This is a genomic window from Mycolicibacterium sp. HS_4_1, from assembly GCF_054515875.1.
Genome location: NZ_CM137261.1, coordinates 325695 through 339926, shown reverse-complemented (window position 1 = coordinate 339926; position 14232 = coordinate 325695). Strand labels below are relative to the sequence as shown.

Genomic DNA, 14232 nt, shown 5'->3' with positions numbered 1-14232 from the left:
TGGCTGCCCATCGATCACTGACCCTGACTGGCGTAGCGCGCCTCGGTGGCGTCCTTGACCGGGCGCCACCACGCCTCGTTGTCGCGGTACCAGGCGATGGTGGCGCTCAACCCGTCGGCGAAGTCGAGATATTTTGGCTGCCAACCGAGTCCAGTACGGAGCTTGGTCGAATCGATGGCGTAACGCAGGTCGTGCCCGGCCCGATCGGTCACGTGGTCGTAGGCGTCGGCCGGTTGACCCATCTGCATCAGGATCATCTCGATGACGGTCTTGTTGTCCTTCTCGCCGTTGGCGCCGATCAGATACGTCTCGCCGAGGCGCCCCTGCTCGATGATCGCCAGCACGGCGGACGAGTGATCGTCCACGTGAATCCAGTCCCGCACGTTGCGGCCCGCACCATAGAGCTTCGGCCGGATTCCGCACAGCACGTTGGTGATCTGCCGCGGGATGAACTTCTCGACGTGCTGGTAGGACCCATAGTTGTTGGAGCAGTTGGAAATAGTGGCTCGGACGCCGAAGGACCGCACCCAGGCGCGCACCAGCAGATCACTGCCGGCCTTGGTGGACGAATACGGCGACGACGGGTTGTACGCCGTGCGTTCTGTGAACTTGGCGGGATCGTCGAGTTCGAGGTCGCCGTACACCTCGTCGGTCGAGATGTGGTGCAACCGCGTGCCGTGCTTGCGCACTGCCTCCAGCAGTGTGAATGTCCCCACCAGATTGGTGTGCAGGAACGGTTCGGGATCGCGCAGCGAGTTGTCGTTGTGCGATTCTGCGGCGAAGTGCACAACGACGTCGGTCGTCGCCATCAATTCATCGACCAAAGCCGCGTCGGCAATATCGCCGAGGACGAACGTCATCCGTTGTTCCGGCAGGCCCGCAAGGGATTCGCGATTGCCGGCGTAGGTCAGCTTGTCCAGCACCGTCACGTGATGATCGGTGTGGTCCAGGACATATCGGACGAAGTTGGCACCGATGAACCCGGCACCTCCGGTGACCAGCAGCCGTGCCATCAGTACCCCCTGCTCAGCAGGTCCAGCAAGTACGTGCCGTAGCCGGACTTCACCAACGGCTCGGCGCGCTCCCGCAGTTCGTCGCCGCTGAGATAGCCACGGCGCCAGGCGATTTCCTCGGGCACGCCGATCTTCAATCCGGTGCGACGTTCGATGGTCCGCACGAATTCGGCGGCGTCGGTCATCTGGTCGAACGTCCCGGTGTCCAGCCATGCCGTCCCGCGGGGCAGCACCTGCACGCGTAACCGGTTCTGCGCCAGGTAGGTTCGGTTGATGTCGGTGATCTCGTACTCGCCGCGCGCACTGGGTTTCAGCTCACGCGCGATGGACACCACGTCATTGCTGTAGAAGTACAGACCCGGCACGGCGTAGTTGCTCTTCGGCGCCGCGGGCTTCTCCTCGAGGGACACCGCCCGGCCGGCTTCGTCGAACTCGATGACGCCGTAGGCCGAGGGTTCTGCCACCCAGTAGCCGAAGATCGCCCCGCCGTCGACGTTGTTGAACCGCTGCAATTGCGTGCCCAGGCCCGGGCCGTACAGCAGGTTGTCGCCGAGGATCAGCGCCACGCTGTCGCCGCCGAGGAAATCCGCGCCGATGGTGAAGGCTTGCGCCAGCCCGTCAGGTGACGGCTGCTGGGCATAGCTGATCGACACCCCGTATCGCGACCCGTCACCGAGCAGCCGCTCGAAACTCGGCGCGTCGAGCGGCGTCGTGATGACCAGGATGTCCGTGATCCCCGCCAGCATCAGCGTGGACAGCGGGTAGTAGATCATCGGCTTGTCGTAGACCGGGATCAGCTGCTTGGACACCCCGGCCGTGACAGGGTGCAGCCGCGTCCCCGCGCCGCCCGCCAGGATGATCCCTTTCACTCGGCCATCCTGACATACGCGCACCGCGTCAGGTGCTCAGCGAGCAGACTCAACCGCGGGCTCAGACGCCAGCACTTGACCGTTCTGCACGATCTCCAGGCCTGACGGCGAGACGTGGTACTCGGCCGAGTCGGGATCGTTGATCGCGACGTAGCCGTCGCCGGACGCATGCACGGTTCCCAATCGGATCTTCGCGCCGTCGGACAGCCGATAGCCCAGGTAGTACAGCACGCCGACGCTGCTGCGGCAGATCACGACCGCGGACTGGGCGGTGCGCAGGATCATCGCGGCCTCGTCCGCACCGGCGCACCGCGCGGCGCCGCTGTACGTGGTGAAGCCACGGGAATCGGCGTCGGGCAGCACCATTCGCGCTGTGGTGGGTACCAGCGAGGTGGCAGTCGCGGGTGCGGTGGATTCGACCGAAGACGCCGTCACGCCGGACGTCTCGACCATGGCCGTCGTGGCCTCCGCTGAAGTCGTTGCACCGCTGCGTCCGTCACGCCCGCGCATCAGCAACAGGCCGACGAAGACCAGGGCCACCACCAGCAATGCCGCGATTCCACCGAGGGCCCAGGCCGTCGGGCTCAGTCGGGATCGCGCCGCGGCCGGCGGATCCGGTTGGCGCACAATACCGGCGGGCGCACCGGCCGGACCGGATCGAACTGTCGGCGCCCCGGGTACCGCGGCGGCCGGTGGCAGCGTCGGCGCCGCACCACGCGCCAGCGCCGCGGCGAAATCCGCGCAGGACGGGAAGCGGTCAGCAGGCCGGCGGGCCATCGCGATCGCCATCACGGGGTCCAGATCTGCGAGATCGCGGCGGAACTCTGCCAGCTTCGGCACCACACCACTCACACGTTGGCTGATGAGCACCACGGGCGTCGAGTCGCCGCCCGGCGGCCGGCCGGTCAGCAGCTGAAAGGCCGTGGCGGCCAAGGCATACTGGTCTGCTCGCCCATCCAGGGCCTCACCGAGCAGTTGTTCCGGTGCGGCATAGCTGGGGGTGCCGAGGGTCATGTTCGTCGACGTCAGTCCATCGAAATCGTCGACGCGCCGGGCGATCCCGAAGTCGGCCAGCATCACCCGACCGCGACCGGGACCTTGTGCGCCCAGCAGGATGTTGGCCGGTTTGACGTCGCGATGGAGCAGGCCGCGGCTGTGCGCATAGTCCAGTGCGTCGGCAATCGCGGTGACGATCGCGAAGACCTGATCCCGCGGCATGCCACCGGGGCACTGCGTCCGCAGCACATTTCCGGCATCGGAACCTTCGACGTAGTCCATCGAGATCCACAGTCGCCCGTCGCATTCGCCGCGGTCGTGCACGCCCACGATGTGCTGATGCCACAGTGTCGCCGCGGCGTCGGCCTCGCGCTCGAAGCGCCGCCGATATTCGGCGTCGGCGGACAACGATGCGGGCAGCACCTTCAGCGCGTCAGTGCGTGGCAGCCGCGGGTGCTGGACCAGGTAGACCTCACCCATGCCGCCGGCACCCAACGATCTGACCACGGTGAAACCGGCGAAGACCGATCCATCGGGTAGCGACATGGTCGGATCGTAGCGGCCCGAACGCGGCTCCAACGTCGGCTTGTATGCCAATTCCGGCCAAATTGTCGGACACAGGCCAACATTGGATCCACCGACGACGAGGCGGCCGCCCGAGACCCGCTCGGATGGCCGCCCGTCACGTCGCCTACCTCTTGACAAACGCCCGTGTCAGGGTCCTCGACTCCGCTGAGCGGCCGACAGCTTCTCCCACGCCCGCAACACCACAGCCCCGGGGCTGCCCTGACCTTTCGCCGTCGCCTTCGTCACCCACACGACGCTCCACCCGCGGGATTCGAGCTCAGCGGTGTGACTGTGCACCCACTCGCGATAATCCGGAGCATCCGCTTCCTCGTCGCACTCGACGGCCACCTTCCACCGCGGCCAGCCCATTGCCGCCCGAGTGCAAACCAGTCCCCACTCGTCGTAGAACGGGATTTGCGTTTCGAGCCCCGGAACCCCGGTGCGGCGCAGCAGTCGCCGAGTCTGGGTCTGCAGCGGAGATTCCGACCCACCATCAGCCTGCGCCAGCGAAACACGCAATCGATCGACACCTCGAATTCCGCGATTCACCGCTGCCAGCGCCCACACCTGCGCCGGGTCGAGACCGGTCGCGTTCAGCAACGCATCCAGGACCGGCACCGCCTCGGCTTCGGGCAACAGCCGGCCCAAGTCGAACGCCGTCCGCGTCACGGAGGTCACCCGCATACCGCCGACCTCGCACACATCTTCTGGAGCGAGGACATACGAGCGCACCTGGAGTTCGGCCGGCGCGTGACGGTTGGTCCGCACGACCTCGGCGGGCGCGTTGACATCCAGCCACTTGGTGCCGTGCACAGCCGCCGCCGACAGCCCGCACAACACTGCGTCGGGCCCGGCGAACAGCCACGCCGCCTCGGCGCGCAGCCTCGGCGTCAACGCCACCTCGTTGGCGAGATAGACGCCCCGGTAGACGGCGCGGTACTCGGCACGGAGCTCTCGTTTGGTAAGCAGTCCGGTCTCCACGGCTGCGCTACCGAGAAACGGTCGGTTCATACGGCGAGCATTGCTGCGCCCACCGACAGATCGGATATCTCTGCCGTGGTTATCCACAGGAGTCGCACGACCCAACCCGGCTGCCGCCGCTCTCGACAACCATCAAGGCGGGGGTGCTACGACGAATGCGCATGTTCGGGCTGAGATTTCGCGGTTTTGTGGGTCAAACCTGCACATTCGTCGTAGCACTCCGCATCGCATGGAGCACGTGACCGGCAAACCAGTTACCACCGGTCTCACCATCGTTGAGTAACCTGGCGCCATGTCCGATGCGTCGATCCTGTCCGTGCTGCGCGAGCGCGCCGCCCTGACTCCCGACGACGTGGCGTACACCTTCACCGATTACGACCACGACTGGGACGGCGTCATCGAGAGCCTGACCTGGTCCCAGCTGTACCGTCGCACCCTCAACGTCGCGCACGAGCTCCGCATGCACGGCGCCCCCGGCGACCGGGCACTGATCATCGCGCCGCAAGGGCTGGCCTACATCGTCGGATTCCTGGGCGCCATGCAGGCCGGTTTCATCGCGGTGCCGCTGTCGGTCCCGCTACCGGGTGCGCACGACGAGCGTGTCAGTGCCGTCATCACCGATACCTCGCCGACGGTCGTGCTGACCACCGCCGCGGCCTTTGACATCGCCGCGCAGAACGTGGACGACGGTGCCTCGATGGTCGCCGTGATCGCCGTCGACACCCTTGATCTGGCTGCCGACCGGGACTTCGACGAAGAGGTGCCCCCGGGACCGGACATCGCGTATCTGCAGTACACCTCCGGCTCGACGCGGCTGCCCGCCGGCGTGATGATCTCGCATCGGAATCTGCGGGTGAACGTCGAGCAGTTGCTCGCCGATCTGCTGTCGCAGCACGGCGGCCAGCTGCCGCCCGGGGCGTCGCTGGTCTCGTGGCTGCCCTTCTACCACGACATGGGCCTGGTGCTCGGGATCGCGGTCCCGATCTTCTCCGGCCACAAGGGCGACCTCATGAGCCCCATCGCGTTCCTGACCCGTCCGGTGCGCTGGCTGCAGGCGCTGTCCCGCAACAAGCCGGCGTGGTCGGCGGCGCCGAACTTCGCGTTCGACCTCGCCACCCGCCGCGTCACCGACGAGGAGATGGCCGAGCTCGATCTCAGCGGCGTCATCGGCATCAACAACGGCGCGGAACGCATTCACCCGCCCACGCTCATCAAGTTCGACGAACGCTTCGCCTCCGTCGGTTTCCGGCCCGAGATGATGGTGCCGTCCTACGGGCTGGCCGAGGCGACGCTCTACGTGGCCAGCGGCGCGCACGGCCGACCGCCGGAGGTCGTCGAGTTCGCCGCCGAAGAACTCACCCAGGGCATCGCATTGCGTAAAGCCGGCGGGACGCCGCTCATGCGGTACGGGCGGGCGCCGTCGCCGCTCCTGGAGATCGTCGACGCCGACACCTGCCAGCCGTGCCCGGAGGGCGTCGTCGGCGAAATCTGGGCCCACGGCGACAATGTCTCCGCCGGGTATTGGCGCAAGCCCGAGCAGACCGGCTCCGCATTCGGCGCAACGCTCGTGGACGCTCCCGAGGGCACACCCGATACGGGTTGGCTGCGCACCGGGGATCAGGGCTTCATCTCCGAAGGCGACCTGTTCATCGTCGGCCGCATCAAGGACATGCTGATCGTGCGCGGACGCAACCACTACTCCGATGACATCGAAGCGACGGTGCAGAAGATCAGCCGCGGCCGGGTCGCGGCCATCGCCGTCACCGACGAACACACCGACCAACTGGTGACCATCATCGAGCTCAAGGCACGGGCTGCCGCCGACGAGCTCGAGAGGCTGAAAAACGATGTGGTCGCGGCGATTTCACGCGCTCACGGCTTGCAGATCGCCGACGTCGTCCTGGTGGAAGCCGGGTCCATCCCGACCACCACGAGCGGCAAGATGCGCCGGTCGGCCTGTGCCGAGCAGTACCGGCAAGGGCAGTTCGTCCGGTTGGACGGCGGGTCGGGCTCCTAGCCCCCGCTCCCCATGTGGATCACCCTGCTGGTGATGGCGGTCGCGGTCAGCCTGGAGCCGTTCCGCATCGGCATGTCCGTCGTCATGCTGAACCGGCCGCGCCCGCACCTGCAGTTGACGGCATTCCTGTGCGGCGGTTTCCTGATGGGCCTGTCCGTCGGTGCGGTGGTGCTGTTCGTCCTCGAGTCGCGATTACCTTCTTGGGCCTCGGCACATTTCAACCTGCCGACGGTGCAGATCGTCATCGGGGTGCTGGCCCTGGTGGCGGCGTCGCTGCTGGCCGTCACGACGGGCCGTGACCGGCAGGTGCCGGAGTGGCTGAGCCGGCTGCTCGACGGCCGGTCGCTGTGGGTGGCGGGCGTCGCGGGCCTGGGCATCGCCCTGCCCTCGGTCGACTACCTGGCCGCGCTCGCAGTGATCGCCGCCGCACGCGTCGAGGCCGATATCCGGATGGGCGCCCTGCTGGCGTTCAACGTGGTGGCGTTTTCCTTGGTGGAAGTCCCGCTGCTCGCCTATCTGATTGCGCCGCAACGCACCCGCACCGCAATGAGCAACCTGCACAACTGGGTTCGCGCGCGGCAGCGCCACGAAGTCGCGGGGTTGCTGGCGGCGGTGGGAGTGGTGCTGGTCGCGGCGGGTGCGGTGGGAATCTAGCTCCTGGTGCGCTCGGCATCCAAATGTCCACCGCACCGTCCCTGAGGCCTAGCCGGGGCAGCCTTCCCGGTTGGGGCCGTCGAGTGCCTTGGGTGCTCCTTCGATGGCTTTGTGGACCACGTCGAGCACCTTCGGATCCCAGGTCAGCGCTGTGTTCCAGTCCAGCCCGGCAAGATTGGACACGTAGATCGAATGCGTGTCGTCGAAGATGTAGCAGTGCCGATGGGGAAGCACTGAATCGCTGATGTTCTTGGCCAGCGCGCTTTGCAACGCCACCAGGCCGTCGTTAGGCCAGATCGTCGGATCCGCCTGACCCGGTTTGGTGAACCGCTGCCCTGCGATCAGCACCACCGGGATCTTGTCGAGCACCCCGGACTGGAATTCGTTCCAGCCGTCCTTGCCCATCAGGTACTGCGAGTTGACCTCGCGGCCGGACCCGGACACCAGCTGCTTGACCTCCGCGGCGAAGCTGGTCATCGCCGACTCGCAGAATTTGTCGCCGAGGCAGTCGGTCAGCGGGCGCATTCCATTGGCGTACTCGGACAGATACGACCCCTGCCAGGGTGTGCCTATGGTGGTCAGCGACCGGACCTTCACCGGTGAGTTCGTCGTCGTCAACACTCGGATCGCCGCCCGGGAGTACAGCCCGCCCATTGAGTGCGCCACAACGTCGATCTCGTTGACGCCCTTGTCGGTGTGCAGCCAGTTCAGGAAGCGGGCCAGATGCTCGCCGGCCGTGTCGATGCTGCCCGTGGAATTCACAGTCATGTTCTCCGGCAGCGTCACCGGGCAGACCCCGAACGGGCCGAAGCCGGTCTGGTCGGTCACCTGCCCACGGCCCGCCATCGCCGGTGAGGTGTAGACCACATAGCCCTGCTTGAGCAGGTACTCGCGCAGCGCGGTGTCGGTGTTGCCCGCGGCCAGTCCCGTCACGCATGCCTGATCCGGGGCGGTGAACGGCGACGTGGCAGCACCGCCGGAGACGATCACCACCGCCGTCGATGCGGGCCGCTTGTCCGAGCCGCCACCTCCTCCGCAGGCAGCCAGGATCAACGCCAACAGCGACAGCAGGACGGTCAGTTTCCGCACCAGCAGGATGGTAGCGGCGCGAAGGCGTCGCGACTGCGTATCCGAAACGGCGGACTTGGCCGGAAACCCGTCGGGTTCGTCCCCTCAGTTCACGAGCAACGGCTCCTAATGCGCGCTCGGCCCGTGGCTCAGGACGTAGTTGATGCCGGACATCAGCTGCGAGACCGGGTCGGCGGCACCGCCGAAGGCGGCCTGCGTCGCCGGGGCGGTGGCGGCCGCGGGGTCGTAGCCGTTGACGGGATCAACCGTGACCGGTGCGGTCGCCGGGTCGTCATTGCGCGAATATCCCGCATCCACCATGGGTTTCATCACGGCGTCCAGGTGATTCATGTCCGCTTCCGACATGCCCAGGTACTTGAACGGCACGACCAGCGGCAGGTGCTGCTCGGGGATCATGTACGTGGTGGTCGTCGCGCCGCGGGAGTTGACGGTCTTGATGACGTTCTGCGGCGGCACGTTCTTCGGGTTGGTGAACGCCACGGCGGTATGGCCGGTGGCCAGGCCGACGACGGCGTTCAACAGCGCCATGAGGTTGTCCGGCCGGTCGGGCCAGTCTGCGATGCTGTCGTACGCGGAGATGAATTGGTAAGTGTCGTACTGACTGTCGACCACCGGCGGCATCCGGAAGTCGAGCGCCGGGACCGTGCTACCCACCGGGAAGTTCTGGCGCAGGAAGCTCTGGGTCCACGGGTTGATCGCGAGCGGGTCGCCGTAGGTCGCGAACGACAGCTCGTTCGGCGCCGGCGCGGCCGGGTCATAGGCCAGCCGGTCCTGTACGGCGTGCACGACCATGGCGCCTTCGGACAGGCCGATCACGGTGCCCGGGCCGCCGTCCCCGACCCGGCGAATCACGTTGTCCTGCCCGATGTCGACGGACTCACCGATGCTCGGGCCGTTCAACCCGATTGCGGGCATCTTCTCGTGCAGTTCCTCGATGCCCGGGATGAAGCTGAGCACGTGGCCCTGCACCTGGCCGGCGGGGTAGTCGACGATCTCGCGCTTGAGACCGGGGAACCAGTCGGCGCCGGTACGACGGATGTATTCGTCGTACGGGATGCCCATGACGTGGGCGCCGCCGAGCGCGTACCCGCGGCCGGGGGTACCGATCGGCGGGATGCCGGGCGTGATCGGCTCGCCCGCACCGGATCCGAACCCGGGCCAAGGCTCGTCGGCCGTCGCGATCCAGTCCGCCATGGGCCCGGAAGCACCGACCGTCAGCAGCGTGGCGGCAATAGCCATCGAGCGGGCAAGTAGCTTGTTCATGCGTTGCTCCCCTGCGTTTTCGGTCGAGACGGCCACCAGTTCGCTTCTCCGACAAGCGTGGCCATGGCGGGCACGGTGATGGTCCGCACCAGGAAGGTGTCCAGCAGAATGCCGGCGCCGATGACGAATCCGCCCTGGATCACCGTGCCGATGCTGGAGAAGAGCAGACCCCACATCGAGGCCGCGAAGATCAGGCCGGCTGCGGTGATGACACCGCCGGTCGACGACAGCGTGCGAATGATGCCGTACCGCATGCCATGTGGCGACTCGTCACGCATTCGCGAGACGAACAGCATGTTGTAGTCGGCACCCACCGCGACCAGCACCACGAATGCCAGTGGTGGGACGGTCCAGTGCAGCGGCTGGTGGAACAGGTACTGGAACACCACAACCCCGATACCGAGCGCCGCGAAGTACGAAAGCACCACGGAGCCAACCAGATACAGCGGCGCGATCAGCGACCGCAGTAGCAGCATCAGGATGAGCAGCACCACCGCGATGGTGACGATGATGATGAACCGGATGTCGTTCTGGTAATAGTCGCGAGTGTCCTTGAGCGCCACCGGATATCCACCCATGGACACCGTCGCGTCGGACAGCGACGTGTTCGGCTGCGCGCCGCGGGCGGTGTCGCGGATGGTGTTGACCTGATCCATCGCGGCGGCGCTGAACGGGTCGAGTTTGGTGAGCACCAGGTACCGCACCGAGTGGCCGTCCGGCGAGATGAACATCTTCGACGCCGACTTGAAGGCTTCGAGCTTCAGTACCTCGGGCGGGATGTTGAAGCCGGCCTGAGTCGGCCCGCCCGCGTTCTGTTTCATCGACAGCAGGAACGCCCCGGCCTGGTCGAGGCCCGACCGCATCAGCTTGATCTGATCGACAACCTCGTCGACCCCGTTGGCGACTTCCCGGCTGCCGCTGGCCGACCGGTCGGCGCCCTGGCGGAGCTTGGTCAGATTGGCCTGCGCGCCGGCGGGGCTGTCCATCCCCATGCTGCGCATCACCTTGGTCAGGTTGGTCAACGCACCCTGCAGTTGCTGCACCGACGCATTGAGCGTCTTCTGGTCCTGCATGGTCTGCAACTGCCCGGCGAGCTTGTTGATCTCGTCGATGGTGCCGTCCTGGCGCGCTTCTTCGAGACGCTGGAAGTGGCCGCGGGTTTCGGCGCAGGACACGTCGAGGTCGCACACCGCGTTGTTCTGCAGCGCCGCGAGCACCGGGCCCACCCAGCCGAACATGTCCTTGGCCGCCGTGTAGTTCAGTCCCAGCGTGTTGCCGAGCTTGCTGACGCTGTTGATCAGCTTGGCCGCGACTTCGACGTTCTGAACCAGCTTGTCGCCGCCGTACTGGCTGCGCATCGCGGTGAAGGCGTCGAGCGTCGTCTGGAGGCTGCCCGCGATCTGGGTGACCTGGCCGCGCACGTCGCTGAGGTTGGTCGCGAGGGTGTCGGCACCCTTGGACAGCCGGTTGATGTCGCCCGTCCGCTCGCCGATCATGTTGGCCCCGTCGGTCAGCCGGTCGCCGACCAGACCCGCCTGGAAGGTGGCCCGGAACTCCGGCGGCACCTCGCCGAGCGGGCGGGTGATGCCGCTGACCATCGCGACGTCCGGCAGTTGGCTGATGCGCGAGGCCATCTGTTCCAGATCGGCAAGGGCCTGCGGGGAGCGCAGGTCGCGCGGCGACTGCACCAGGACGTACGACGGGACGGACTGGTTGATGTTGAAGTGGTTCTCCAGCGCGGCGTACCCGATGGAGCTCGGGGCCGACGCGGCCACGGACTTGCGGTCGTCGTAGTTGAACTTCGCGAAACTCGCGCAGGCCGCCAGCAGGATCAGCACCAGCAGGCTGGCCACCAGGTGCAGTCGCGGCCGGCGGACGATGCGGGCACCGGACCGGCGCCACAGCTGCGCGGTGATCTCGTTGCGCGGCTTGATCCAGCCGCGCGGCCCGACCAGCGTGATGATCGCGGGCAGCAGCGTGACAGCGGCGAGGAAGGCCACCAGGATGCCGATGGCCGACGAGACACCGACGGTGGAGAAGACGCCCATCTTGGCGAAGCTGATGCCGAGGAAGGTGACGCCCACTGTCGCCGCCGATGCGGTGATGACCTTGCCGACGGAGGTCAGCGCCTTGCGGACGGCGTCGGTCGAGTCGGCGCCCTGCCGCACGTAGTCGTGGTAGCGGCTGATCAGGAACACCGCGTAGTCCGTGCCCGCGCCGAAGATCATGGCGCTCAGCAGGATGATCGCCTGGTTCGAGACCCCGAGGCCGGTCAGCTGCGACAATCCGGCGACCACGGCTTGCGCGATCACCAGCGACATGCCGATGCCGGCCAGCGGCAGCAGCATGGTGACGGGGTTGCGGTAGACGACGAGCAGGACCAGCAGCACCAGGACCGCGATGGCGATCTCGATGGGCATCCGGTCCTTCTCCCCCGCGACGGTGAGGTCGGCGACGGTGGCTGCCGGCCCGGCGAGGTGAATCTTCAGCGGGCTGCCCGCGGTGCTGTGCTTGACGATGTCCGCGACGCGGTTGTAGGCGGCGTAGGACTGCGGCGTGCCCAGCGCGCCGGCCAGACCGACCGGCAGCACCCAGGCCTTCTTGTCCTTGCTGGTCAGAAAGTTGCGCAGCGGTGGGGTGCTGATGAAGTCCTGCAGCATGACGACGTCGTGTGGGTCGTCGCGCAGGGCGTCCACGAGCTTGCGGTAGGTGCCTTCGTCGGCGCGCTCGAGCCCGCGGTCGTTGATGAGGACGACGAGCAGCAGGTCGTCGGTGCCGGGCTCTTTGAACGCCTCGGTCATGTGCCGGGCCGCGACGCTCGACGGCGAATCGGCGGGGAGCATGGCCAGCGGATGCTTCTGGGCCATCTCGTTCAGGCTCGGTACGGACAGCGGCAGGACCGCCGCAAGCGTGATCCAGAGGCCGATCACCACCCAAGGCCACCGCACCACAAAATCGGCTAGCCGTCGCAACTGAGGCCCCTTGTCGAGCCCGCCCGACGGGTCACCAGTTCCCGCCGTCGGCGATCCGCGTGCAGACCGATTTCATCGCCTCCAGGTACCGGGTCACGGACTTCTTGGCGATGGGATTGTCCGGATACATGACCTCCATGACGGTGCCGCCTTCGTAGCGGAACACGTAGATGGTCAGCTGGTAGGAGTAGCGGCCGTCGGAGTAGATGCCGATGTTGTTGGCGTACCCCATCTCGGTGGCCGCGAGGATGGTGTTGAGCGGCGCTGCGCCACCGTGCAGGAAATTGGACACCGGGAAGTTGGGCCGCGGCCAGTCCAGCCAAGGGGCCAGTTCCAGCACGCGGTAGTACGGCACGCGCGCCATGTTCAGGTTGCCGTCGAACGACTCCTGCGCCGCCCAGGCGGCTTCGTTGAAGGTCGCGGCGGCGATGGGCACCGTGATGGGCACCAGGCCGGTGAACCAGCCCTGCGTCATGAAGTTGTCCGTCGTGCGCCGGGTGTCACGCGGGGTGAGCCCGTAATACGTTGCGGCACCGGTCAGTTCGTGTTCGACCTGGGCCATGCAGGCGAACAGGCCGCCGACGAATCGGGCCCCGGCCGCCTCACAGGCAGCCTCGAATCGGGCCGTCTGGTCCGGGTCCAGCAGCGATTCGCCGACCATGTCGCCGACCGACGGCTCCATGGCGTTCCCCAGCGGCAACGGGAACTCCGGCATGCTGTTGTTGTTGTTCTCAGCAAACTCGATCCAGGCCTGCACCTCGGGCGAGTCGACGGTCAGTGCCGAGGTGCGCTCGTGCTCGGCGACGCACCATTCGTCGAAGCTGCCGGCGTCGGGCAGAGCAAACGCTGAGCCCCCTGTTGTCAATGCTGTGTACCGGCCATGAGCCTCCAGCATGGTGATGCCGATGAGTGCGGCGTCCCCGTGGACGTGGTCGATAGCGGCATAGAAGTTGAAGCTGTCTTCGCTTTGCACGATGCCGAAGGAGAAGCAGCCCCACTCGAGCGGCGTCGGAATGTCCACCAGATGCTTGCGGACTTCTTCGACCGCCAGTTCACCGTGATTGACGGGCTCGAACTCGAGGTCCTCGGGATCGGTAATTGTATGGCGAAGGATCTCGACCGTGCCATTTCCCGTCGCTCCGCTCGCCCCGGTGTCGGTGTACTCGAACCAGCTGCGGTACGTGTCGTGCCTGCGCAGGTAGGAGTTGAGCGCCTCGTTCATGGCCGCGATATCGCACTGGCCGGGCACTTCGCACGTCGCGATGATCTGGCGGGAGTATTCGAGGCCCGAGCCGGTGCGCTCGACGACACCCCGGATGTGCTGGCCCTGCATGTAGCTGACCGGAACCGGGCTCACAGGCGCCTGCCGGGCCACTTCACGAGCCGTGTCGGTGGGATGCCAAGAGGTCAGGACTCCTGGGATCGGCGTCCAATCATCGATCTTTCCGATCGTGATCTTCCCGATGCGCAATGACTTTCCTCCCAGGTTTGGACACACTGAGGTCCGGCAACGCTGTTGGCGCCATCAACATACCCCGGCAACCTTTGCGGATGCCGTTACGCCTGGTAGGGCGGTCCGCGCTGACCGACCAGCACCGCTGCAGTTAATCCTCGTGCTTCAGCAACCTACATGTAATACTGGCCCGCAGACGATGAGCTGGCCGTGGCCGTTCGGAAGATCAACTGGCCATTCATAGAATGAGCTGGCCGTTCAGTAGATCTGCCGACCATTCGACAAGGCCGGCCGTTCGCAACATAAATTCTGGCGCTGAGCACGGTCTCCTTGCGTGGGATCGGACATCACCGGCAAA

Annotated in this window: 10 protein-coding genes; 2 read left to right on the top strand and 8 right to left on the bottom strand. The window is 66.4% G+C overall.

What is annotated here, in order from left to right:
- Nucleotides 1-14: 14 nt before the first annotated feature.
- The 4 genes from rfbB to ACX12F_RS01400 all read right to left on the bottom strand — a co-directional run bounded on the left by rfbB (nt 15) and on the right by ACX12F_RS01400 (nt 4456).
- Complete coding sequence (gene rfbB, locus ACX12F_RS01415; protein WP_459367942.1) at nt 15-1013, bottom strand: dTDP-glucose 4,6-dehydratase; 999 nt, start codon at nt 1011-1013, stop codon at nt 15-17.
- A complete protein-coding gene (gene rfbA / locus ACX12F_RS01410; protein ID WP_459367941.1) occupies nt 1013-1882 on the bottom strand; it encodes a glucose-1-phosphate thymidylyltransferase RfbA in 870 nt (289 codons plus the stop codon). The genes rfbB and rfbA overlap by 1 nt, the downstream gene beginning before the upstream one ends.
- Nucleotides 1883-1918: 36 nt before the next feature.
- Nucleotides 1919-3424 carry a serine/threonine-protein kinase gene (locus ACX12F_RS01405; protein ID WP_459367940.1) on the bottom strand — a complete coding sequence of 502 codons (1506 nt, stop codon included), beginning with the start codon at nt 3422-3424 and terminating at the stop codon, nt 1919-1921.
- Nucleotides 3425-3592: 168 nt separating this feature from the next.
- Nucleotides 3593-4456: a hypothetical protein gene (locus ACX12F_RS01400; RefSeq protein ID WP_459367939.1), complete on the bottom strand. Its 864-nt coding sequence runs from the start codon at nt 4454-4456 to the stop codon at nt 3593-3595.
- 262 nt (nt 4457-4718) lie between these two features.
- Here ACX12F_RS01400 and ACX12F_RS01395 point away from each other — a divergent pair, with 262 nt between their 5' ends.
- Together ACX12F_RS01395 and ACX12F_RS01390 are read left to right on the top strand one after the other, a co-directional pair.
- Nucleotides 4719-6443 (top strand): AMP-binding protein, encoded by a 1725-nt coding sequence (locus ACX12F_RS01395; RefSeq protein WP_459367938.1) that lies wholly within the window; start codon nt 4719-4721, stop codon nt 6441-6443.
- A 12-nt stretch (nt 6444-6455) separates the two neighbouring features.
- The gene (locus ACX12F_RS01390) at nt 6456-7097 is read left to right on the top strand and encodes a GAP family protein (protein ID WP_459367937.1); all 642 of its coding nucleotides are present in this window, start codon (nt 6456-6458) and stop codon (nt 7095-7097) included.
- 48 nt (nt 7098-7145) lie between these two features.
- Here the strand turns inward: ACX12F_RS01390 and ACX12F_RS01385 are convergent, their stop codons facing one another.
- From ACX12F_RS01385 to ACX12F_RS01370, 4 genes are all read right to left on the bottom strand, one after another.
- Nucleotides 7146-8186 (bottom strand): alpha/beta hydrolase, encoded by a 1041-nt coding sequence (locus ACX12F_RS01385; RefSeq protein ID WP_459367936.1) that lies wholly within the window; start codon nt 8184-8186, stop codon nt 7146-7148.
- Between the two features lie 105 nt (nt 8187-8291).
- A complete protein-coding gene (gene pe, locus ACX12F_RS01380) occupies nt 8292-9449 on the bottom strand; it encodes an acyltransferase PE (RefSeq protein ID WP_459367935.1) in 1158 nt (385 codons plus the stop codon).
- On the bottom strand, nt 9446-12421 hold the full coding sequence (locus ACX12F_RS01375; RefSeq protein ID WP_459367934.1) for an MMPL/RND family transporter: 2976 nt from the start codon (nt 12419-12421) through the stop codon (nt 9446-9448). Before ACX12F_RS01375 ends, pe begins: the two co-directional genes overlap by 4 nt.
- Before the next feature lie 31 nt (nt 12422-12452).
- Nucleotides 12453-13892 (bottom strand): condensation domain-containing protein, encoded by a 1440-nt coding sequence (locus ACX12F_RS01370; RefSeq protein WP_459367933.1) that lies wholly within the window; start codon nt 13890-13892, stop codon nt 12453-12455.
- Between the last annotated feature and the right edge of the window lie 340 nt (nt 13893-14232).